We start from the raw sequence: 20,747 nt of genomic DNA on the forward strand, positions 1-20,747 counted from the left end.
AGGACAGGGTGCGATCAGAGGACGACGGCCTGCAGCCAGGCCGCGCGAAGGCGGGACTCGGCCGCGAAGCGGGCGAAGGTCGCACGGCCGTGCTGGTCACCGGCATGCACCGCAACGGCACCTCGGCCCTCGCGCGGACCCTGTCCCTGCTCGGCGCGGCCCTGCCGCGCGACCTCGTGCCCCCCAACGACGGCAACCCCCGCGGCCATTGGGAGCCGCAGGGAATGGTCGACCTCAACGACCGCATGCTGGCCGACGCCGGCTCCGATCTCTACAGCGTCCGTGACTTTGCTCCCGGCTGGTTCGGCTCCGCGGCGGCCTCCGCCTTCACCGACGAGGCTGCGCGGCTGATCGCGGCCTCCTTTGCCGACGAGCGCCTCGTCGTCCTCAAGGATCCGCGGACGGCCCTCCTCGCGCCCGTCTGGAACGAGGCTCTGGCGCGTCAGGGCTTCCGGGTCGTCCACGTCCTCCCGCTGCGCCATCCGGCCGACGTCGCGGAGTCGCTGCGCCGCCGTCACCTGAAGACCATTTCCTACGACGCCTGGGCGAAGCCGCGCGGCGAGGCGGTCTGGCTCCGCTACACGCTGGCGGCCCTGCGCGGCTCCCGCGGGCACAGCCGCGCCTTCCTGCGCTACGGCGACCTCGTGGCCGACTGGCGCCGTGAGGTCGCGCGCGTGGGGGCGGAACTCGGCATCCGCTGGCCGGGGCTCGGCACGGGCGCCCAGGCCGAGGTGGACGCCTTCCTGCACGGCAACGACCGCGCCGACGGCCGCCACCCTCCGGTCATCGTGGGAGGCGGCGACCTCGGCCGCCTCGACCTCGCCGGGCTCGCGGCGGCTTGCCACGACGCGCTCGCGACCTCCGCCGGCGATCCGGCCCGGATCGACGCCGCCGAGGCCGCCTTCGGCGCAGCCTTCGACGGCCGGATCGCCGGCGGCGGCGATCTCATCGCGGCTTTCGAGGACCTCTACGCGCTGGTCTGGCGCTTCTACGAGGAGGGCGGGGCGCTGCGGCAGAGCCTCGACCTCGCTGCGGCGGCGGAGGCGCGCCTGCGCGAGGCGTCGCAGCGCTCCTGGGCGGCCCTCACGGTGGCCAACAACGACAAACTCCGCCTCCAGCTCGACGCCGGCTCGCGCGACCGGCAACTGGCGAGCCTCGCGGCCGAACTGGCGCGCTCGAACGACCTCGCGGGAGGCGCCGCGGCCCGGGCTGCCGAGCTCGAGGCCCAGAACGCGCTTCTCGCCGAGGCGCTGGCGGGGATCGAGGGCGCGATGGACGCCCGCCTGAGCGAGCACCTCGTCGCAGCCGACGCGGCCCGCCGCGGACACGGCGAGGCGGAGGCGCGCCTGGCGGCCCTGCATGGCTCGACCTCCTGGCGGCTCACCGCGCCGCTGCGCGCCCTGTCCCGCGCCGTCAGGGGCCGGGCGTGAGCGCGCCGCGGGCCGGGCGGCGTCTGCGCATCTGCTTCGTGGCCGGCGAGCTTCTGGGCGCCCACAAGAACGGTGGCATCGGCACTGCGACCACCCATGCCGCGCTGCTCCTGGCCCGGGCCGGCCACGACGTCTCGGTCGTCTACACCGGCTCGCCCTGGATCGACTATGCCCATCCTTGGGTGCGGCGCCTGCAGGCCGCAGGCGTCGCGCTGACCCACCTCGATGCGCGCGCGGGCGAGATCTACCCGGTCTGGATGCGTGAAACCTGCGTCATCCACGACTACCTGCGCGGGCTGGAACACGACTTGATCCTGTTCCAGGACTGGGAGGGGCCGGCTTTCGCCAGCGTGGTCGCCAAGCGCGCGGCTTCGGCCTTCGCCGGCACCACCCTCGCGGTGGTCGCGCACGGGCCGACCGCTTGGCTGCTCGACGCCAACCGGGCGCTGGCGCGCGATCAGCGCACGCTCGCCCACCTCGAAATGGAGCGCGTCGCCTTCGAGGCGGCGGACGCCGTCCTGTGCCCGTCGCGCCACATGCTGGACTGGCTCCGGGCCAGCGACATCCGGGTCGCCGACGACGCCGAGGCCGTGCCGCTCTATCTGTGGTCTGACGAGGAGCCGTTGCCGTCGCGGCGCGGCCGGGCACTGGACCGGGTCGACAGGATCGCCTTCTTCGGGCGGCTCGAGACCCGCAAGGGCGTAGACCTGTTCCTGGACGCCGTCCTGTCCGACGCGCTCGCGACCCGCGACTTCGAGGTGATCTTCGTCGGCAAGCCCGCGTCGCACACGCCGGACACGGTCCGGGCCGCCGTCGCGCTGCGCCGCCCGTCGCTGCTGCCGCGCCTGTCCTTCCAGCCCGACCTCGACACCGACGCCGCCCAGGCTTTCCTGTGCGACGAAGGCTGCCTCGCCGTGATCCCGTCGCTCATCGACAACGCCCCCTGCGTGATCTCCGAATGTCTGCGCCGCGGGATTCCCTTCCTGTCGACCTCGACGGGCGGGATCCCCGAGTTGGTCGCCGAGGACGATCGGGGCCGCGTCCTGGTCGAGCCCGAGGCGTCAGCGCTCGCGGCCCGGCTCGCCGATGCGCTGGAGCGGCCCTTCGCCCCGGCGCGCCCGGCCCACGCGGAGCGTGAGACGGGCGCGCGGTGGACCGCCTGGTGTTCGCGCGTCGCCGGGAAGGCCCGTGCGGCCGCGGCGCCGTTCCGCTCCGGAGCCGCTCGCGAGCGGTCGCCGGACGGGCGGATCGCCGTGGTGGTGACCCATCACGAGCGGCCCGCGCTGGTCGAGCAGACGCTCGAGTCGCTGGCGGCACAGACCAGGACCGATTTCGACCTCGTGCTGGTCGACGACGGCAGCCGGTCTGCGGCGGCCCTGGCGGCTCTGGCGGCATTGGAGCGCCGCCGCTGGCCGTTCGCGCTCACGGTGCTGCGCGGGCCGAACCGCTACCTCGGCGCAGCCCGCAATGCCGGGCTGAGGGCCAGCGCGGCGGACCGGTTCGTCTTCATGGATGACGACAACATCGCTTTTCCGAACCTGGTCGAGCGGCTGGACGAGGCCATGTCGCGCAGCGGGGCCGACATCGTGACCTGTCAGATGTCGATCTTCCGAGACCCGTCCGGCGAGCCCGACCCGGCCGAACTCGCTTCCGCCGAGCGGTGGGGCTTCCTCGGCGGCTCGGGCGCGAGCGGGGTGGAGCTCGGGTTGTCGGTGAACTGCTTCGGCGACGCCACGGGGATCTATCGCCGCGAGGTCTTCGACCGCGTGGGCTTCTTCCACGAGCGGCGCGGGGTCGGCCACGAGGACTGGCAACTCCACGCGAGGGCAGTCCTGGCCGGCCTGACGGTCCTGTCGCTCCCCGAGCCGCTCTACTGGTATCGGCGGGTGGCGACCGGCATGCTGCTGTCGACCGACGCCTATGCCAACAACCGCGTGGTCTGGGACGCCTACGCCGAAGCGTTGCCCTCGGCGCTCCGCCGCTTCGTCGACCTGTCCGTGCGGAACCACTTCACAGGCGATCCAGGGGTGCTCGGCGGGTAGGCGACCGGGAAGCTGACCGGGAACGATGAGGCGGCCCCTTGGCCTGCCCGGCCGTCAGATCGGACCGAGCCAGAGGGGCGAGGTCGTGTCATCCGGGGTCCGTCTATCCGTGTCGCCATCGGCATGGCGGTGTCGGGCGATCGACGAGCGGGTCGAGACCTCCGTGGGGATCAGCAAGGGGGACGGCGGAGCAACTCATCTCGTCAGCCTGGACGTTCCCGCTATCAGGGAGTGAAGCGAGCCTCGACCGGTCGGCGACGCCTGCGCTTCGACGCGCCGAAGCGGCTCGGGCAAGCTCAGGATCGTCGGCACGGCGCCGGACGCGCTGGGCCGGACGCGGAGCCGGTCCGTGCCGCGCCGAAGGCTCTGAACCACTCTGGACGGGAGCGTGACGCATGAGCTAATTCACCCACACCCTCGATGTGTGATGTGATGCTGTACGAGGCGCCGGTCCCCGGTCCAAGCCTGCCATGGTCCGCTCCGTCGCCGGGAGAATGACACTGCCGACGAACAGGCCGGATCGAGACAGCGACAGTGGGACCGGATGGGAATGAAGGGTTCGTTGAGCGCGACGCTGGTGCCGGGTGTTCCAGCCAGCCAAGAGGTCGTCGAGGCCATCGAACGGCTCGAAGAGGAGCTCAGCCATCAGACCACCCTCCGCGAGGCCGCCGACCGCGCGGCCGCCCGAGCCCGCGACGATCGAGAAGACGCCTTCGAGCGCCTAGTGGTGCGCTGCGCCAGCCTCGAGGACGAGGCCGCGAGGTGGGCCGATGCGGATCGGCGCGACACCGCTGACCTTCGAAGGATCGAGCGGGAGCACTCGGAGATGCTGGCGCGGCGATCGGACGAGCTGTCCCTGTCGTTCAAACAGCAGCTCGAGGACGTCGAGCGTGGCAACCGGGAGAGCATCGAGCGCCTCGAGCGCCAAGCTGCCGAACTGCGTGACGAGCTCGCCGCGAGAGAAGGCGAAGGCATCAGGTCGCTGGCCGAGCGTGACGCTTCGATCGCAGATCGGGACCGGGCGCTCGCCGCCGCCGAGGAGCGTGAAGGCAGCCTGCATCTGGAACTCGCCGAAGCCGAGGAGCGATTCCGAGCCGAGGCCTTCCATCTCTCCGCGTTGATCGCATTGCGATCCAAGGAGGCGCTGACCGCGCAGGCGGAGGTGGAGGCGCTGAAACTTCACTTGGCCGCGGTCTACGCGTCGGGGACCTGGAAGATCGGACGCCCGCTGCGGGGGGCAGGTCGACTGGCGCGGCGTCTCAGGCGGGTCCCCTTTCGGCTGATCGGGGTCGTCCGGCGCCAACCATGACGATCCCGCGTCCCGATCGAACCGCATCGAAGCTCTGCTCGATGGTCTTCGCCCGCCTCGCGTTTTCGTCCCGTCGATACGAAGGGCGTGGAAGTCCGGTTTCATGAGCGATATTCCGATCGGACGCCTGCTGGCTTTGCCGTTCTTCGACGCGAGGGACTACCTCGCCCTGAATCCGGATCTCGATCCAGGTCGAGTCGACCCTGCAGATCATGCCTTCCGTCACGGGCTGACCGAGGGCAGGCCCATCTTCCGCCGACAGTCCCTGGCCGGCGCCTGGGGGCGAGCCAGCCTAGACGTGACCGCCCATGCCCCGGCCGTGCCCCAGGCCGTCGAAGCCGATCCGGACGCGTGCCCCCGCGTGTCGGTCTTCGTGAGCACGGCGAGTGATCCCGTCGAGGTCGCGCTCGCGGCCGACCTGACGGAGAGTTTGGCACTTGCAGGTGTCACGGCGGTCTTGAAGGATCAGTCCGAGAGTCCCGAAGCCGATCATGGTCTTCCCATCGTGGTCGCGCCGCACAGCTTCTTCCACGCCGGAAAGGGGCTCCTATGGGCAGGAACGGATGCGATCGAGCGCAGCCTGACTTTCAACACTGCGCCGATGCATCGCCGCTCCTTCACCCTCGCCCTTCCCTGGATCCTGCGTTCCCGGGGTGTCATGGACGTATCGCCGGAGGCCGTGCAGATTTTCCGAAGCTCGGGGCTGCACGCCTTCCTGATGCGGATCGCCGCGCCGCTTCGGAACCGTTGGCTGGAGGCTTCGGATCTCTCCCATCCCTTGATCCAGTCCCTGCCGCAGGCTGCACGTCGACTCGATTTCGACGCCCGAGCGTGGGACGAGCGTCCGATCGACGTCGCCTTCTTCGACGTCCTCACGACCCGGCGCGGCTCGATCCTTCGGCGGCAGGCACCGGCTTTGGCGGCTCGACCCTGTTTCCTCTACACGGCGCAAGGCGGGCGAGATCTTCTCGACGAGAGGGTCGAAAGGCGCAGCCATCACCGCCTCTCGGGGCATGTCAGCGCCCACGCCAAAGTCACATTGCACCTTTCGGAGGACGAGTTCCCGTACTTCGACTGGTACCGGTGCATGGCTCGCACCGTGGCGTCCGGCTCGATCGTCGTCAGCGACATCCGCCCCGCCCATCCCGACCCTGAGATCGCCGACCTCGTCTTCCACGACGATGAAAGGCACCTCGGGGAGATGATCCGGTGGCTGCTCGACGACGAGGACGGGCGTCGCTTTGCTTCGACGGCGCGCGAGACCGCCGCCCGAACCATCGTCCGGCCGGACACGGACCATTCCGAGTCGCTGCAGAGATATCTCCGCGCAGCCGTGCGCTCGACCTCAGCTTGAGCCATCCCATGCCCCTGCGACCTCCGCAGCACGACGCCCTGTTCTCGCACCAGCGCCGGTCGCTGCCGCATCCTCGAGCCGTGACGGTGGCCGTCAGCCTGTACCACTACGGAAGGTTCATCGAGGAGTGCCTCGACTCTGTCGCAGGGCAGACGCATGAACACCTGGAGGTGGTGGTGGTCGACGACCACTCGACGCGGGACGGCTCCGTCGAAGTCGCCCGTGCATGGGCCGAACGTCACGCGCGGCGTTTCGACCGACTCGAACTCTTGAGGCACAGGCACAACCGCGGCCTCGCGGCCGCACGCAATACGGCCTTCTCCGCGGCTCGGACCAGCCACGTCTTCGTCCTCGATGCGGATAACCTGATCTACCCTCGCGCCATCGAGGTCCTCCATCGAGCCGCGGCCGAGGGAGATCGCGATGCGGCCTACACCCAGATCGAGCTGTTCGGCGATCAGGTCGGCATCGGTCAGGCGGACGTCTGGAGCCGTCGCCGATTTCAGCGCGGCAACTACGTCGACGCCATGGCGCTGATCAGGGTGAGGTCCTGGGAGCAGGTCGGCGGCTACACCCACATCGAGGGAGGGTGGGAAGACTTCGATCTATGGTGTAAGTTCCTGGAATGCGGGATGACGGGCCTGTACGTCCCGGAGATCTTGTGCCGGTATCGCGTGCACGGCACGTCGATGCTGCGCACGGACACACGAGACGCCACCGAGGCACTCAAAGTCCAGTTGACCTATCGTCATCCATGGCTGAACCTCGACTAGCAGATCGTGCGAAGGTCGCGCGATCGGATCGGCGGCGCCCGTTCGTGGGACGCTCCGAGGCGACCACGCAGATCCCTGACTGCGAGGCCATGAAGGCGTGTGCTGCCGTCGGGCAGCCCCGGTCCCGCGTCCTACGGGCGGGTCACGGGAAATAGATCGCGGGATGCGCGCACCCATTCGGAGGCGCTTGAGCGCGGCGCGACCTCGTCCGTGTCGTCGAGCAACTGCGGGCTGAACATCGGGTCGTCGGTCAGAACATCGACCCATTTCCGCATATAGCGCGCCACTTGGCTCCCCGGAGCGACCTCGCTTCGGCGCGAAGCCTTCTCGTGATGCGTCATCTCGGCGAACGGCGTGTAGACGATGCGGTATCCCAGCATCCGCATCCTGAAGCAAAGGTCGACGTCGTTGAAATCCAGGCTGAACCCTTCGTCGAATCCGTTCACGGCGTCCATCGGCCCGCGCCGCGTGGCGAAGACGGCGCCCGTCACGGCCGAGCAGTCCCGATGCGTCTCGGCCCATCCATCGTAGCTGGGCTCTTCCGCCCGCTTCATGTACCAGGGATGGGCGCACACGCCGAAGATGCCGCCGAACATGCCGGCATGTTGGATCCTGCCGTCCGGGAAGAGGAGTCTAGCCCCGACGCCGCCCACGTCGGGATCCATCGAGAACGTCAGGAGGGATTCGATCCAATCCGGTGTTCCGACGCTGATGTCGTCGTTCATCAGCACCATGGAATCCGTCTCGGCGAGCCGCCAGAGGCGGTTCATCTTCACGGCGTAGTTGAATTTCTCGCCAGGAGCCAGCTTCGTGACGATCCGCTTCACAGCGAAGGGGTCGTCGCGTCCACGATAGATCGTGTCGTCCTCGCGGTCGTCGCCGATCAGCACCGTGACCCGATCCAGCGGGTAGGTGCTGCGCTTCAGGCTGTCGAGGAAGTTGGCGATGAAGGGACGCCCCGCACGCCCGACGTCGTCGATGGGTGCGCTTTGCCGCGTGGGGATCACCAGGGTCACCGGTGGGTAGTCGGCGAAGGCGCGCTGGAGCCTGCTGGTGTCCCCGAAGCGGCCCTCCCCCAGACGGAACGGCTGTCCCGCTTGGGCCAACCAACGCGCGGCCGCGGCCGCGCGTGCCCTCCGCGGCGCCTTCGGGCGCGGGGCGGGAGATGCCAGCAGTGTGTGGGGAACTCGGTCGATGACGACGCCGGCCATCAGAGCGTCCAGGCAGAAGCGGTACCAGCCCGCCTCTCCCATGTCGCCATCGAACGTCAATTCGACCTTCTGCAGGATGTCCGCCCTGATCAGGAGCGGGAACGCCATGTAATCGTCCGCCAACAGCAGCGCTGGATTGAACGACGTCTTGCAGTGTACGCTCTCGACGGTGCCGTCCGGCGCCACGACGGCATCGTCGGCGTAGAAGATTCCCACGTCAGGCCGCTCGGCCATGAAGGGCCGCGCGAGCGCCACCGCATCGGGATGGATCGCGCTCGTCTCCGGAGCGACGAAGAAGAAGTGCGCGCGCGACCCCGCGGGCTGTGCCAAGCGGTCCGGCTCGACCGGGCGATGGTCCCGTCCCAGGGACAACGGAACGACGTCAGTCGGCCAGTCCGCAGACCAGGACATGTGAAGCATGGATGGGGGCATACCGAAAACGTCGTTCATCGCGGCTTCAAAGCTGATAGGGGCGGCGTGGACGTGCAAGCCGCCGTCGATGCCCCGCCCTCATCGGCTTCGGTCGGAAGTCGAGAGGCGTCCGAAGGAGGCCGCCATGGCGGCGGCGACCGCTTCGATAGACAGGTCTTTGCGGATCCGCGCTCGTGCGGCGGCGGCGATCTCGGCCTGGCTCCCGTCCACGACCGCGCGGGCCGCGTCCTGCAGGGAAGCCGCGAGCGCCTCCTCGTCAACCTCGCCCCAGACTGCGCCGCGCAGGTAGGGGCCGTGGCTCACCTTCAACGCGACTTCCTCGGCCTTGACGGGGAAACCGCAGCTCGGGTCGAGGAAATCGCGGCTGCCGCCGTAGTCGGTGGCGACTACGACCTTCCCCAATTCCATGGCTTCGGCGATGGTCAAGCCGAAGCCCTCGGACGCATGCGACGAGGCGTAGATCGGGCAGAGCGCGAAGAGCGCCGCCAGATCCGTGCGGCTCATGGCCCGATCGACCACGACGACATCCCCGTCGGTCCCGACGAGATCGAGCAGCGACTGGCCTTCGACGGGCAGGTCGAAGACGTGCTTGGTCTTGAGGACGAGTTGCCAGCCGGCCCGGCCCAGACCGGCGGCGCGGAATGCCCTCACGAGGGCTTGCGGGTTCTTGCGCGCGAGGAAGCTCGACCCGTCGAAGGCGTACAGGATATGACGCTTACCTGAGTCGATTCCGAAGGAGCGGCAGACGTCCACCGCGGAGGCTTGGTCGTCGATCCGACCGGGCTCGTTCTCGACGACGTGGGGCACGACATCGACGGGTATGCCCGTCACGGACCGGAAGATCTCGGCGCAGAACGCCGTCGGAACCCAGATGGCGTCGAGACCGTCGATGGTCGAAAGCCAATCGTCAGGGATCACCGAGGTTTCCCAGACGAGCAGGCCGACCTTCAGCTTGGCCGCTTCGATGTCGCGCCTCTGGTGCTGCGTGAGGAGCGCCTCCCAACTGTCGCCGTTGAGGTGGACCACGGCCATGTCCGCGGGTCCCGAGAAGTCGCGGACCTGCCAGCTCGGGGCGGTCTTGGCATGGATGTGGAAAGGGCGTTCGAGCGGGTGGATGTTGAGGTGCCAGCCGGTCCGATGCAGGGCCTTGACGTAACCGCGGCTGGCCATGCCGAGCCCGTTCGCCACGTTCAACGGACCGAAGAACGCCACGCGCGGGACGGGGCCCGGCTTCGCGGTGCGGTCGAGATCGACCCAGGCGACGGGACCCGGGTGGCGTTGCGTGACTTCGAGCAGGCCCAGGTCGAAGCCGCGCGCCGCCAAGGCGGCGCGCACCTCATCCTCGCCGAAGGATCGATGCTCGCCGACCACCAGCGAGGCTTTGACGAAAGGCAGGCCCTCGTCGAGCACCTCCTGCCAATCGAAGATCATGCGGTTGATCCTGGCGCGGGACGCGTCCTGCCTCGGCTCCGGGAACAGCACCTCCAGGCGGAGGCCGGCGGCCTTCATCCGACTCGAAAAAGTCAGCTCGTAGCTGGCGATCACCTCGTCTTTGGTGTCGAGGTTGACGATGTCCGCGAGGTATCGGCTGAACCCGTAGGAGGACAGGCATCCACGTTTCAGAGCGAGGAAGAAGCTCTGCAGGTGCGTTGAATAGTAGGTGTTCTCGGTCAAGCCGACGAGGTCGGCCGGCGAGGCCGCGGTTCGCGAGAAGATCGTGGAGAGCTGGCCGATGTCGACAGGACCGAGCAGGCTGTCGTTCGTCAGCACCAGCAGATCGCTGTCGAGGAGCGTGTCGTCCTGCCCGATGACATGCGCCCAGGCGGCGAAGTCGAAGCCGGTGTTGTCCCGCACATAGACCGCGCGGCAGGCGTCCGAGATGGACTGCGGGATCGCCGTGCGCCGTCGGTCCGCCGCCACGATCAGGACCACTTCGGCGCCCGCCCGGCGATAGCCGTCGACCATCGTCTGCAGATGACCCTTCAAGGCTCCACGCGCCGAATGGGTGACGAGCAGGACCGTGATCCCAGCGCTCCGGCCATCGTCCTTCAGCGCGACCAGCCTCGCATCCGAGACGCGGCGGCCCAGATGGCCGCCACGGTTCAGAACACGCGGGGCGCGGCCCTCGTCCATGCCGGCGCGCAGGTAGTGCGTCAGGGGGTTGATACCGCTGCGTGCTACGTCCTGGTTCCGCCTGAGATACCATCCCGCATCGAAGCGAGGCGACGGACTGGTCGAACGACCCCCATCGGCGATGAAATGCGCGAGCGGGTTCGATCCATCGCCGCGGTGGGCGAGGTACTCAGCCTTGTACCAAGCGGTGTCGAAGAAGATATTTGGATTGAGGTTCAGCGCCGCCCCCCGCTTGAGGTAATGTGCGAGCGGGTTGATGTTGTCTCGTTCGGTCTCCGGCACCTGATTGCAGTAGTAGTTGATGTCGAACAGAGCGTTCGGCACGCGACCTTCTTTGTAGCCGATCTCCATGTAATGAGAGAAAGGATCTACGGCCGCGGCTGCGACATCCGGATAATTCTCTCCGTAAAATCCTGCGTCGAAGAGCCCGGACATCATAAGCTGGTATGTCAGGTTGTCAGGGTCGGGCAGACTCTGCGGGTTGCAGAACGCGCCGGCATCGCGCCCCTCCCTGAAATAATGAGCCAGCGGGTTTTCAGCCTGCGACGCTTCCGTCATCGCATGCTGTCTGTACCACTGCGACTGGAAAACCTGCGACGTGTCGTTGTCGGGATGGCGGAGGTAGTGAGCGAGAGGATTGATGACGTAGGCAGACTGCCGCATGTAGCGCGCTACATACCAATCCGTGTCGAACAAAGGATTCGGGTCGCGTCCTTCCGCAGCGCCGCGCGAAAGATAATGGACGAGCGGGTTCTCTGCGATCTCCCGGACGTCGGGGTTCATTTCGAGGTAGAAATCGCTGTGGAAGAGCGGGTGGGGGTGCCGTCCTTCATTGCCGCCGAAATCGAGAAAATGCGCGACGAGGTCCAACCCCGATCCGGCGAGATCAGGGTAGCGCTCCAGATACCATGCAGCGTCGAACAGAGGCGAAACGGCGAGCAGGGCCAGGATTGCAGCGCGCGAGGGGGGGCCGGAGACAACCTCCTGGAGAGGCAGCAGGGGATCCGACGTACTCATTATGCGCCCTGCACTCCGCTTTTCGCAACCCGAAGCTTCATTTTTCTGGCTGGCCTCGCGCGAGCGCGCCGTAGAAGCGCAACGGCGAGGTCAATCCGACGTCCCGATGCTCAACGCGGCGTCTCCCCGGACGCAGCCAGGGCCCGAGCCTCTAACATGCGGGTTTCAGATGCGGCAACTCATCATCCCGGCGACCCGCCTCGATGAGACCCGGCAGGTCGCTGAACAACGCTTCGGGGCCGGCCAATTCGTGACCACCCGGCATCGATCCGAGCTTCTGCCGCTCGGGCCGGGTCACGGGCGTCCTCCGGGCTCCAAGCCGGGAAGGTCGAGCAGACGGTCCTCGATGGGCACGCGCAGAAGGGCCGCTGCCAGAGCGAGTGCCTGCTCGCCCCTGGCCGGCGAGGGTCCAGGGCGCCGCGTCGAGCGCAGGGCCTCCCCCTTCGCAGAACCGCGGGATCGTCCTCCGGGCGACGTCGTCGCCCATTGACGCCGAGGCCCATCCGCCGTCTCCTGCCGCCATCGGTCATCGGCGGAGGCGGCGATGGAGCGGCGGACGGTCCTGAACGGGGTGGCGGCGCTGCTCGGGGGCGCGGTCCTCGGGCCCGCGCGGGCCTCGGCGGCGGGGACCGACCCCGCGACGGTCGACCTCATGCTGGTGCTGGCCGCCGACGTGTCGCACTCGATCACCGACGAGAAATACGAGCTGCAGCGCAAGGGCTACGCCGCCGCCATGTCGGACCCCGACGTGCTGCGCGCCATCGCGGCCGGCACGCACGGGCGCATCGCGGTCAGCTTCGTGGAATGGGCCGGCAGCCAGTCGCAGAAGCTGGTGATCCCATGGACGGGGATCGGCGGCCCCGAGGAGGCGCGGGGCTTCGGCCTCACGGTCGGGGCGGCGCCGCGCTCCTTCTCGGACCGGACCGCGATCGGCTCGGCCATCGACTTCTCCGCGGCCCTGTTCGCGGAGGCGCCGTTTCAGGCCGAGCGGCGCGTCATCGACGTGTCGGGCGACGGCGACAGCAACGGCGGCAGCGACATCGAGGGCGCGCGCGACGCCGCGCTGGCCCACGGCGTCACGGCCATCAACGGCATCGTGATCCTGAGCGACATGTCCGGCCCGGCCTACCTCGTCGCCCACACCCACCCGCCAGGCGGGTTGCAGGAGTATTACCGCAGGCGCGTCACCGGCGGGCTCGCCAGCTTCGTGGCCGTGGCGGAGGACTTCGACAGCTTCGGCCGCGCGCTGGTGCGCAAGCTGGTGCAGGAGATCTCATGAGCCCGGCGCCCCCGCCGGGATCAGCCCCCGCCCGGCGTCCCGGAGCGCCGTGGACGAGGCCGACGAGCGCGGGCCGTGCAGGTAGACGAAGGCGGGGTGGCGCCGGGTCGGCAGCAGCTTCGCCTCCGACTCGCGCAGGCGCCCCGGCGCCAGCACGGCGGCGGCGCGGCCGTTGAGCGAGCGGAAGGTCGAGCCCGGCCGGTCCACCACCGCCACCGGCACCAGGGACACGAGCTCGCGCCAGCGCCGCCAGCGCGGCAGCTGCAGGAGGTTGTCGGCCCCCATGATCCACACGAAGTGCACGCCGGGGCAGCGCCGCCGGAGGTGCCGGATCGTGTCCACGGTGTAGCGCATGCCGATGCCGGCCTCGACGCCCGTGGCAACGATGCGCGGGTGATCGGCGAGGCGCCGCGCCGCCGCGATGCGGGTGTCGAGGTCGGCGAGGCCGTCGTGGCGCTTCAGCGGGTTGCCGGGCGTGACGATCCACCAGACGCGGTCGAGCCCGAGCCGCCGCATCGCGGTCAGCGACGCCAGCCGGTGGCCCTCGTGGGGCGGGTTGAAGCTGCCGCCGAACAGGCCGATCCGCAGCCCCGGCGCCCAGGCGGGCAGAGCCCGCCCACCCGGCGAACGCGCGGGCAGGGCCTGGCCGCCCGGCGACCGCGGCCCCGCGGGCGGAGTCACGGCCGCGTCTGCCCGTCCCCGCGCACCCGGTACTTGAAGGAGCAGAGCTGTTCGAGGCCCACCGGCCCGCGCGCGTGCATGCGGCCGGTGGCGATGCCGATCTCGCCGCCGAAGCCGAACTCGCCGCCGTCGGCGAACTGGGTCGAGGCGTTGTGCATCACGATGGCGGAGTCGACCTCCGCCATGAAGGTCGCAGCCGCCTGCAGGTCCTCGGTGACGATGCAGTCGGTGTGGTGCGAGCCGTAGGTTTCGATGTGGTCCACCGCGGCGTCGAGGCTCGGGACGGCGCGGGCCGAGATCACGGCGTCGAGGTATTCGGTGCGCCAGTCCTCCTCGGTGGCGGCGGTCACGCGCGGGTCGGCGCGCCGCGCCGCCTCGTCGCCCCGCACCGCGCAGCCGCGGTCGAGCAGGGCCTTGAGCAGCCGCGGCATCAGCTCCGCCGCGCGCGCCTCGTGCACCAGCAGCGTTTCGGCGGCGCCGCAGACGCCGGTGCGGCGGAGCTTGGAGTTGACGAGCAGCGCTTCGGCCTTGTCGGCGTCGGCCGCGGCGTCGACGTAGACGTGCACCAAGCCTTCGAGGTGGGCGAAGACCGGCACCCGCGCCTCGGCCTGGACGCGCGCCACGAGCGCCTTGCCGCCGCGCGGCACCAGAACGTCGAGGTTCCCGTCGAGGCCGGCCAGCATGGCCCCCACGGCGTCGCGGTCCGTCGTCGGCACGAGCGAGATGGCGGCCGCCGGCAGGCCCGCGGCCTCCAGGCCCTCGACCAGGCATGCGTGGAGCGCCCGCGTCGAGTGGAAGGATTCCGAGCCGCCGCGCAGCACGGACGCGTTGCCGGACTTCAAGCACAGCGCGCCCGCGTCGGCGGTGACGTTGGGGCGGCTCTCGTAGATCACGCCGACCACGCCGAGCGGCGTCGACACGCGCTCGATGGTGAGGCCGTTCGGCCTGTCGAAGCTCGCCAGCACGCGGCCCACGGGGCAGGGCAGCTCGGCGATGTCCTCCAGGCTGCGCGCCACCGCCTTCACGCGGCCGTGGTCGAGCGCAAGGCGATCGCGCGACGCGGGGGAAAGGTCGCGGGCCGCGGCGAGGTCGCGCGCGTTGGCGTCGAGGATGGCGGCCTCGGAGCGGCGCACCGCGTCGGCAGCGGCCACGAGGGCGCGGTCCACCGTGCCGGCGGCGGCGTTGGCCAGCGCCCGCTGGGCGAGGCGCGCCGCGCGGCCGATGCCGCGCATGAGGGCCGGCACCTCCTCGGGCACGCCGTCGATCACCTGCGACCCCATGACTACACCTCCCGCGCCGTCGTCAATGGCCGACGCCGATGCTGTTGTCCATCGGACCCGCTTCGAGGTGGCTCCTGCAAAGGACGCCGTCGAGCGTGGACGGTGCCCGTGCGAGCTCGCCGCGTGCGAGCCGACTCGCGTTAGCGGGATCGGAACACTCCATAGTGTCGCGCCGGTCACTGCCTTGCTCCGCGAGTTTGGGCAGTCGGGATGGCCCACCTTTCGAGTGAAAGCTACGAAAAACTAGCCAAAGCTAGCTGTTTTTCCTATGCACGGCTATATATCGCTAGACGCGCTGTTGCCGAGAGGGAGATCCGTGGACCCCTACAACAACCCTTTCGCCCCTGGAGCGGGCAGTCGCCCACCGGAACTCGCGGGTCGAGACGCCATCATCGAGGCGGGCAGGATCGCCTGCGGAAGAGCCTTGCAGGGCAGGAGCGCTCGTCCGATGATGCTGCTGGGACTGCGCGGCACTGGGAAGACGGTGCTACTCAACGAGATCGGTCGCAATGCCGAGCAAGCGGGCCTGCTTGTCTCCAAAGTCGAGTCGCCGGAAGGAGAGAGTCTCGCGCGACTCCTTTACCCTGAGATGCGGAAGGTTCTGAGGTCGCTTTCCGGCGTCGAAGCGGCCAAGGTATCTACCCACGGGGTGGTGTGAGGCGACCGGTGCCGGGTGGGGCGGGTCGAAGTGCAACGAGGGCTTGCGCGGCGTGATGAAGGCTGATTCCCTGATGGCATGAGCCGCGGTGATCTCGAGCGCCTGAGCAAGGAGGAACTGATCGAACTGGTGCTGAAGCTGCAGCGCCCGGCCAAGACGTCGCGCACCTCGTCCAAGCCGCCCTCCACCGACCGCAAGGAGCGGCGCGAACAGTCCCGCCCCGGTGGTGCGAAGCCCGGCCACGAGGGCCATAACCGCCTCGTCGCCGAAGATCCCGACACGGTCGTCGATCACCGTCCGACCGAGTGCCCCGACTGCGGGCTGGCGCTGTCGGCCGAGCTGCCGGTCGAGACGGTCAGCGTGCACGAGCACATCGAACTGCCGGAGGTGAAGCCCGTCGTCGAGCAGCACCGGCGGCTCGCCGTGGTGTGCCCGGGATGCCGGGCCCGCGTGGCGGCGCCGAGACCGGCGGAGGCTGCGGCTTCGCCGTTCGGGCTGCGCCTGCACGCCACGGCCGTGTACCTGAAGACCTTCCAGGCCCTGTCCTACGAGCGGCTGCAAAAGGCCCTGTTCGACCTGTTCGGCCTGCGCATCAGCCAGGGCGGGCTCACCAACATGCTGCGCCGGGCCGAGACGCGCTTCGCGGCCGGGCGCGACGCGGCCCTGTCGGTGTTGCGACGCGCCACCGTTGTGGCGTCCGACGAGACGGGCGTGCGCATCGAGGGCACGAACTCGTACCATTGGGTCTTCCGCTGCGAGGAAGCGGTGGTGCACCACGCCGCCCCGACGCGGGGCGCCTGCGTGGTGCACGAGATCATGGACGGGCACCGGCCCGCCGTGTGGCTGTCGGATCGCTACTCCGCCCAACAGGGCCATGCCGACCGGCAACAGACCTGCCTGGCCCACCTCGCCCGCGACGTCGCCTATGCGCTCGAAGCCGGGAACGACATCCTCGCCCTGCGGCTCAAGCTGTGGCTCGACAAAGCCTTCGCGCTGGCGCGCACCGTCACCACAGCGGCGCCCTCGACGGTGGCCACCAAGCGCCGCAAGTTGGAGCGCTCCCTCGACGACATCCTCGCCGCCCCGGCCACCTGCGACCTGGCGCGCGACATCCAGAACCGCATGCGTCGCGCCCGCGACCAGCTCCTGACCTTCGCGGCCTTCCCCGGACGGGTCGAGGCCACGAACAACGCCTGCGAGCGCGACCTCCGCCCAGCGGTGATCCAGCGCAAGAACACCAACGGCTACCGCGCCATGTGGTCCGCCAAGGGCGAGGCCGCCGTGCGAACCGTGGTGGCCACCGCGCGCCTGACCTCCGGCGCCGGCACGTTCAGCACCGTGCTGGGCACCATCGGCGCCTGACGGCGCTCAGCCAAGCTGCGCACCCCGTGGGTAGTTACCGGCCAAGCAACTGGCGACGCGCGGAATCAAAGGGCTGCGAAGCTTCGCGTCGGCCTTCAAGATCGAGATGGCCGGGGTGGAAATGAGCGTCGAGCCTGACCCCGGATTGGCCGATACGGGCGATCTTCAGTATGATCTGCCGGACATTTTCACCTTGATCGGCAAGGCCGCCATGGCTGCGAAACGCGGCTGGATTCTTTCAATCGACGAGGTGCAGTACCTGTCCGAATCCGACCTTTCAGCGTTGATCGTTTCTCTGCATCGGATGTCGCAGGATGGGCTGCCTGTCCTCCTCGTCGGCGCAGGTCTTCCGCAGATTGCGCGTTTGGCCGGAGAGGCGAAGTCTTATGCGGAACGGCTGTTTCACTATCCAGCCGTCGGAGCCCTCGACGCCGTGTCCGCGCGACGAGCGGTCCAGAGGCCGATTCTCGACGAAGGTGCCTCGATCAGTTCCGAGGCGCTGGACCTCATCGTCGAACGCACGAGAGGGTATCCCTTTTTCCTCCAAGAGTGGGCTTCTGAAACATGGAACGATGCGGAAGGGCCTGAAATCTCTCTCCGGGACGCAGATAGATCCTACTCCAAGACGCTGTCATCGCTCGATCGAGGCTTCTTCAAGGTCCGGATTGATCGCCTGACAAAGGGAGAAGTGCAGTTTGTCAAGGCCATGGCACACCTCGGAGAAGGTCCTTATGCAATGGCTGATATCGCAAGAACAATGAGCCGCACTCCGTCATCATTGGGTCCATCTCGAGCGAACGTCATATCGAAAGGCATGATATACAGCACTGATCACGGGTATCTGGATTTCACGGTGCCGCTTTTTTCCGAGTTCATGCGACGCCAGGGGTGAGAGAGCGAAGAACACGGTCGGTCGACGCCCGTGAACACGTCTCGGTGATGGGGCATTTGTGATTCAACGGCAAACATGCTTCGGCGGAGAGGCGGCATATGCGATCATGGGATGCGAGCCGCCCTTCACGGTCAGGCAAGCAATCGCATGCTGGCGTAGGCCTGGCGAGGCTGATCGACGGCGCGCTCGCGACTGGCACCGCGGCGGCGGCGTCCTGAGCGCTCCGCCGTGCCGCACCGCGCGACCCGGCACGCCGCCGTGCTGCCCGGCGTCGAGGCCGTGTCGCTGCTGTCCGACCGCTCGTTTCCCCGCCATGCCCACGACGACTTCGGCTTCGGGCTGATCGACCGCGGGGCGCACCGGTCCTGGAGCGGGCGCGGCCCGGTCGAGGCCGCGGCGGGCGACGTCATCACGGTCAACCCCGGCGAGATGCACGATGGGCGGCCGATCGGTGGCGCCCGCGGCTGGCGGATGGTCTATCTCGCCCCGGCGACGGTCGCGGACTGGCTCGGCGCGGACCTGCCCGGCGGCACCGAGTTCGCGCGGCCCGCCCTGCGGGATCCGGAGCAGGCGGCGCTCTTCGCCTCCGCCTTCGCGCGGCTGGCCGCGCCGGCGCCGGACCGCCTCGCCGCCGAGACGGCGTTGCTGCTCTGCCTCGCGCGCCTATTCGCCCGGCACGGCAGCCGGCCGCCGCGGCGCCGGGTCGTCGCCCCGGCCGTGGCCCTGGCGCGCGAGCGCATCGATCAGGCACCCCACCTCCCCGTCACCCTGGCGGAACTGGCGGCCCTCGCCGGCGTCGGCCGCTTCCAACTCCTGCGCGGCTTCGCCCGCGACGTCGGCGCGACGCCTCACGCCTATCTGCTCCAGGCGCGGGTGCGCGCCGCGCGCCGCCGCATCGCGGCCGGGCTGCCGCTCGCCGAGGCCGCTCTGGCCGTGGGGTTCGCCGACCAGAGCCACATGACGCGCGCCTTCCTGCGCCAGTTCGGCGTCACGCCTGGGCGCTGGCGGACAGCGGCTCGCTGAATAGGCTGCAATCCGCTTCAAGACCCGTCCGCCGGCGCGGCGCATCGTTCGGCCGTCACCGGAGGCGGCGATGCGGGATTACGTGCACGGCTACGAGGGACCGGAGGGCACGCGCCTCCTGGACCAGGCGCGGACCTTGGAGGACCTGCTCCACGGTGGCACGTCCTACCCGCCCGGAAGCGCCGTGCTGGAGGCGGGCTGCGGCGTCGGCGCACAGACGGTCGCCCTGGCGCGGCGCAGCCCCGGAGCCCGCTTCACCGCCGTCGAGATCGACGCCGGCTCGCTCGCGAGGGCCGAGGCGCGGGCGCGCGAGGCGGGCATCGAGAGCGTCGCCTTCCTGCATGCCGACGCGACGGCGCTGCCCGTCCCGGCGGCAAGCTTCGACGGCGCGTTCGTGTGCTTTCTGTTGGAACATCTGCGCGACCCGCTGGCCGCGCTGCGCGAGATCCGGCGGGTGCTGAAGCCCGGCGGCCTCCTCACCGCGATCGAGGGCGACCACGGCTCGACGCTGGTCCACCCGCCGAGCGAGGCCGCGGCGGAGGCCGTCGCCTGTCAGGTCGCGCTGCAGCGCGCCGCCGGCGGCGACGCGACGATCGGCCGGCGGCTCACGCCGCTGCTGCGCATGGCGGGCTATGCCGACGCCGCGACGGTGCCCCGAACGGTCCACGCCGACGCGGCGCGGCCGGATCTCGCCGAAGGATTCGTGCTCGGAACATTCACCGCCATGGTGGCGGGGGTGCGAGACGCCGCCGTCGCGGCGGGCCTCGCGAATCCGCCCCAGTTCGACCGCGGCCTCACAGACCTCGCCCGCGCGGCGGAGCCGGACGGGACCTTCACCTACACGTTCTTCAAGGCCACCGGCCGCGCGTGATCGCCGCCCGGCTTCACGCCCCCATCGCCACCAGGGCCCGCGCGGCGTCGGCCTCGGTGCGGTCGGACAGGGCGCGGCGCAGCTTCTCCATGGCGCGGTTCTCGATCTGGCGGACGCGCTCCTTGGAGATGCCGAGCCGCGAGCCGAGGGCTTCGAGCGTGGCGGCCTCCTCCTCGAGCCGGCGCTCGCGCACGATGCGCAGCTCGCGCTCGGAGAGCACGCCCAGCGCCTCGCGCAGCCACAGCACGCGCCGGTCGCCGTCGATCGCCTCGCCGACCGTCTCGTCCTGCAGCGGCTTGTCGTCGACCAGGAACTCGACGCGCTCGGTCTGGCCGGTGGAATCGGAATCCGTCACTGGCGCGTTCAGCGACACGTCCGGGCCCGACAGCCGCGTGTCCATCAGCTCGACGTCGGCGGGCGACACGCCGATCGCCAGCGCGATGGTGTTGAACATGGACGCGTTCGACTCCGCCCCGCCGCCGTCGCGCGACAGCTTGGCGCGCAGGCGGCGCAGGTTGAAGAACAGCGCCTTCTGGGCCGAGGAGGTGCCGCCGCGCACGATCGACCAGTTGCGCAGGATGTAGTCCTGGATCGAGGCCCGGATCCACCAGGTCGCGTAGGTGGAGAAGCGCACCTCGCGCTCGGGCTCGAACCGCGCCGCGGCTTCGAGCAGGCCGACGTGGCCTTCCTGGATCAGGTCGGCGATCGGCAGGCCGTAGTGGCGGAAGCGGGCCGCCAGCGAGATCACGAGGCGCATGTGGGCCGCGGCGAGCTCGTGCAGGGCGCGCTCGTCGCCCCGGTGCCGCCAGCTCTCCGCCAGGGCGCGTTCCTCGTCGCGTTCCAGGAAGCGGGCCGACATCGCGGCCTTGACGAACTGCCGCCTCACGCCCGCCATCTGCAACATGGTCGCTCTCCCCGGATGGTCCGGGAAAGATACGCGGCTGGCCGTTGAAGGTTTCGCGGAAGCGTTCAGGAACGGTGAAGGCCGAGCTGCGGCAAA

Annotated in this window: 17 protein-coding genes; 11 read left to right on the top strand and 6 right to left on the bottom strand. The window is 69.6% G+C overall.

The window, feature by feature from the left end; translation table 11 throughout:
* Positions 1–8 precede the first annotated feature (8 nt).
* The 5 genes from L7N97_RS30340 to L7N97_RS19310 all read left to right on the top strand — a co-directional run bounded on the left by L7N97_RS30340 (position 9) and on the right by L7N97_RS19310 (position 6,908).
* Entirely contained in the window at positions 9–1,430 is a 1,422-nt protein-coding gene (locus L7N97_RS30340; RefSeq protein ID WP_237479905.1) for a hypothetical protein, read from the top strand.
* Complete coding sequence (locus tag L7N97_RS19295) at positions 1,427–3,472, top strand: glycosyltransferase (RefSeq protein ID WP_237479906.1); 2,046 nt, start codon at positions 1,427–1,429, stop codon at positions 3,470–3,472. The genes L7N97_RS30340 and L7N97_RS19295 overlap by 4 nt, the downstream gene beginning before the upstream one ends.
* A 550-nt stretch (positions 3,473–4,022) precedes the next feature.
* Positions 4,023–4,781, top strand: coding sequence for a coiled-coil domain-containing protein (locus L7N97_RS19300; protein ID WP_237479907.1), 759 nt, complete (start codon positions 4,023–4,025; stop codon positions 4,779–4,781).
* Between the two features lie 103 nt (positions 4,782–4,884).
* On the top strand, positions 4,885–6,135 hold the full coding sequence (locus L7N97_RS19305) for a hypothetical protein (RefSeq protein ID WP_237479908.1): 1,251 nt from the start codon (positions 4,885–4,887) through the stop codon (positions 6,133–6,135).
* A gap of 8 nt (positions 6,136–6,143) precedes the next feature.
* On the top strand, positions 6,144–6,908 hold the full coding sequence (locus L7N97_RS19310) for a glycosyltransferase family 2 protein (protein ID WP_237479909.1): 765 nt from the start codon (positions 6,144–6,146) through the stop codon (positions 6,906–6,908).
* 131 nt (positions 6,909–7,039) lie between these two features.
* On the opposite strand, the gene L7N97_RS19315 is transcribed toward L7N97_RS19310, so the two are convergent.
* From L7N97_RS19315 to L7N97_RS19325, 3 genes are all read right to left on the bottom strand, one after another.
* On the bottom strand, positions 7,040–8,569 hold the full coding sequence (locus L7N97_RS19315; RefSeq protein ID WP_237479910.1) for a glycosyltransferase: 1,530 nt from the start codon (positions 8,567–8,569) through the stop codon (positions 7,040–7,042).
* Between the two features lie 60 nt (positions 8,570–8,629).
* Positions 8,630–11,701, bottom strand: a complete 3,072-nt coding sequence (locus tag L7N97_RS19320) for a rhamnan synthesis F family protein (protein ID WP_237479911.1) — start codon at positions 11,699–11,701, stop codon at positions 8,630–8,632.
* 151 nt (positions 11,702–11,852) lie between these two features.
* Complete coding sequence (locus tag L7N97_RS19325) at positions 11,853–11,999, bottom strand: hypothetical protein (RefSeq protein ID WP_237479912.1); 147 nt, start codon at positions 11,997–11,999, stop codon at positions 11,853–11,855.
* Positions 12,000–12,245: 246 nt separating this feature from the next.
* Here L7N97_RS19325 and L7N97_RS19330 point away from each other — a divergent pair, with 246 nt between their 5' ends.
* On the top strand, positions 12,246–12,980 hold the full coding sequence (locus tag L7N97_RS19330) for a DUF1194 domain-containing protein (protein WP_237479913.1): 735 nt from the start codon (positions 12,246–12,248) through the stop codon (positions 12,978–12,980).
* Here L7N97_RS19330 and L7N97_RS19335 read toward each other — a convergent pair.
* Positions 12,975–13,661, bottom strand: coding sequence for a nicotinate-nucleotide adenylyltransferase (locus L7N97_RS19335; RefSeq protein WP_428981008.1), 687 nt, complete (start codon positions 13,659–13,661; stop codon positions 12,975–12,977). The two genes, L7N97_RS19330 and L7N97_RS19335, sit on opposite strands and share 6 nt — an antisense overlap.
* Positions 13,658–14,941, bottom strand: coding sequence for a glutamate-5-semialdehyde dehydrogenase (locus L7N97_RS19340; protein ID WP_237479914.1), 1,284 nt, complete (start codon positions 14,939–14,941; stop codon positions 13,658–13,660). Before L7N97_RS19340 ends, L7N97_RS19335 begins: the two co-directional genes overlap by 4 nt.
* A gap of 316 nt (positions 14,942–15,257) precedes the next feature.
* On the opposite strand from L7N97_RS19340, the gene L7N97_RS19345 reads away from it, so the two are divergent.
* The 5 genes from L7N97_RS19345 (at position 15,258) to L7N97_RS19365 (ending at position 19,747) form a co-directional block, all read left to right on the top strand.
* Entirely contained in the window at positions 15,258–15,599 is a 342-nt protein-coding gene (locus L7N97_RS19345) for an ATP-binding protein (RefSeq protein WP_237479915.1), read from the top strand.
* A gap of 78 nt (positions 15,600–15,677) precedes the next feature.
* Entirely contained in the window at positions 15,678–16,961 is a 1,284-nt protein-coding gene (gene tnpC / locus L7N97_RS19350; RefSeq protein WP_237477822.1) for an IS66 family transposase, read from the top strand.
* A gap of 106 nt (positions 16,962–17,067) precedes the next feature.
* Positions 17,068–17,853, top strand: a complete 786-nt coding sequence (locus tag L7N97_RS19355; RefSeq protein ID WP_237479916.1) for an ATP-binding protein — start codon at positions 17,068–17,070, stop codon at positions 17,851–17,853.
* 228 nt (positions 17,854–18,081) lie between these two features.
* Positions 18,082–18,876: an AraC family transcriptional regulator gene (locus tag L7N97_RS19360; protein ID WP_237479917.1), complete on the top strand. Its 795-nt coding sequence runs from the start codon at positions 18,082–18,084 to the stop codon at positions 18,874–18,876.
* Between the two features lie 70 nt (positions 18,877–18,946).
* Positions 18,947–19,747: a methyltransferase domain-containing protein gene (locus L7N97_RS19365; RefSeq protein ID WP_237479918.1), complete on the top strand. Its 801-nt coding sequence runs from the start codon at positions 18,947–18,949 to the stop codon at positions 19,745–19,747.
* A 13-nt stretch (positions 19,748–19,760) separates the two neighbouring features.
* Here the strand turns inward: L7N97_RS19365 and L7N97_RS19370 are convergent, their stop codons facing one another.
* Positions 19,761–20,651 (bottom strand): RNA polymerase factor sigma-32, encoded by an 891-nt coding sequence (locus L7N97_RS19370; RefSeq protein WP_237479919.1) that lies wholly within the window; start codon positions 20,649–20,651, stop codon positions 19,761–19,763.
* Positions 20,652–20,747: the final 96 nt, after the last annotated feature.

This window comes from Lichenibacterium dinghuense, assembly GCF_021730615.1.
Taxonomy (GTDB): domain Bacteria; phylum Pseudomonadota; class Alphaproteobacteria; order Rhizobiales; family Beijerinckiaceae; genus Lichenihabitans; species Lichenihabitans dinghuensis.

What these genes read in the sequence shown, in the direction of transcription:
- L7N97_RS19300 (WP_237479907.1), top strand. Translation starts at nt 4,023, where the DNA reads ATGAAGGGTTCGTTGAGCGCGACGCTGGTGCCGGGTGTTCCAGCCAGC.
- L7N97_RS19305 (WP_237479908.1), top strand. Translation starts at nt 4,885, where the DNA reads ATGAGCGATATTCCGATCGGACGCCTGCTGGCTTTGCCGTTCTTCGAC.
- L7N97_RS19310 (WP_237479909.1), top strand. Translation starts at nt 6,144, where the DNA reads ATGCCCCTGCGACCTCCGCAGCACGACGCCCTGTTCTCGCACCAGCGC.
- L7N97_RS19315 (WP_237479910.1), bottom strand. Translation starts at nt 8,569, where the DNA reads ATGAACGACGTTTTCGGTATGCCCCCATCCATGCTTCACATGTCCTGG.
- L7N97_RS19320 (WP_237479911.1), bottom strand. Translation starts at nt 11,701, where the DNA reads ATGAGTACGTCGGATCCCCTGCTGCCTCTCCAGGAGGTTGTCTCCGGC.
- L7N97_RS19330 (WP_237479913.1), top strand. Translation starts at nt 12,246, where the DNA reads ATGGAGCGGCGGACGGTCCTGAACGGGGTGGCGGCGCTGCTCGGGGGC.
- L7N97_RS19340 (WP_237479914.1), bottom strand. Translation starts at nt 14,941, where the DNA reads ATGGGGTCGCAGGTGATCGACGGCGTGCCCGAGGAGGTGCCGGCCCTC.
- tnpC (WP_237477822.1), top strand. Translation starts at nt 15,678, where the DNA reads ATGAGCCGCGGTGATCTCGAGCGCCTGAGCAAGGAGGAACTGATCGAA.
- L7N97_RS19355 (WP_237479916.1), top strand. Translation starts at nt 17,068, where the DNA reads ATGGCCGGGGTGGAAATGAGCGTCGAGCCTGACCCCGGATTGGCCGAT.
- L7N97_RS19365 (WP_237479918.1), top strand. Translation starts at nt 18,947, where the DNA reads ATGCGGGATTACGTGCACGGCTACGAGGGACCGGAGGGCACGCGCCTC.
- L7N97_RS19370 (WP_237479919.1), bottom strand. Translation starts at nt 20,651, where the DNA reads ATGTTGCAGATGGCGGGCGTGAGGCGGCAGTTCGTCAAGGCCGCGATG.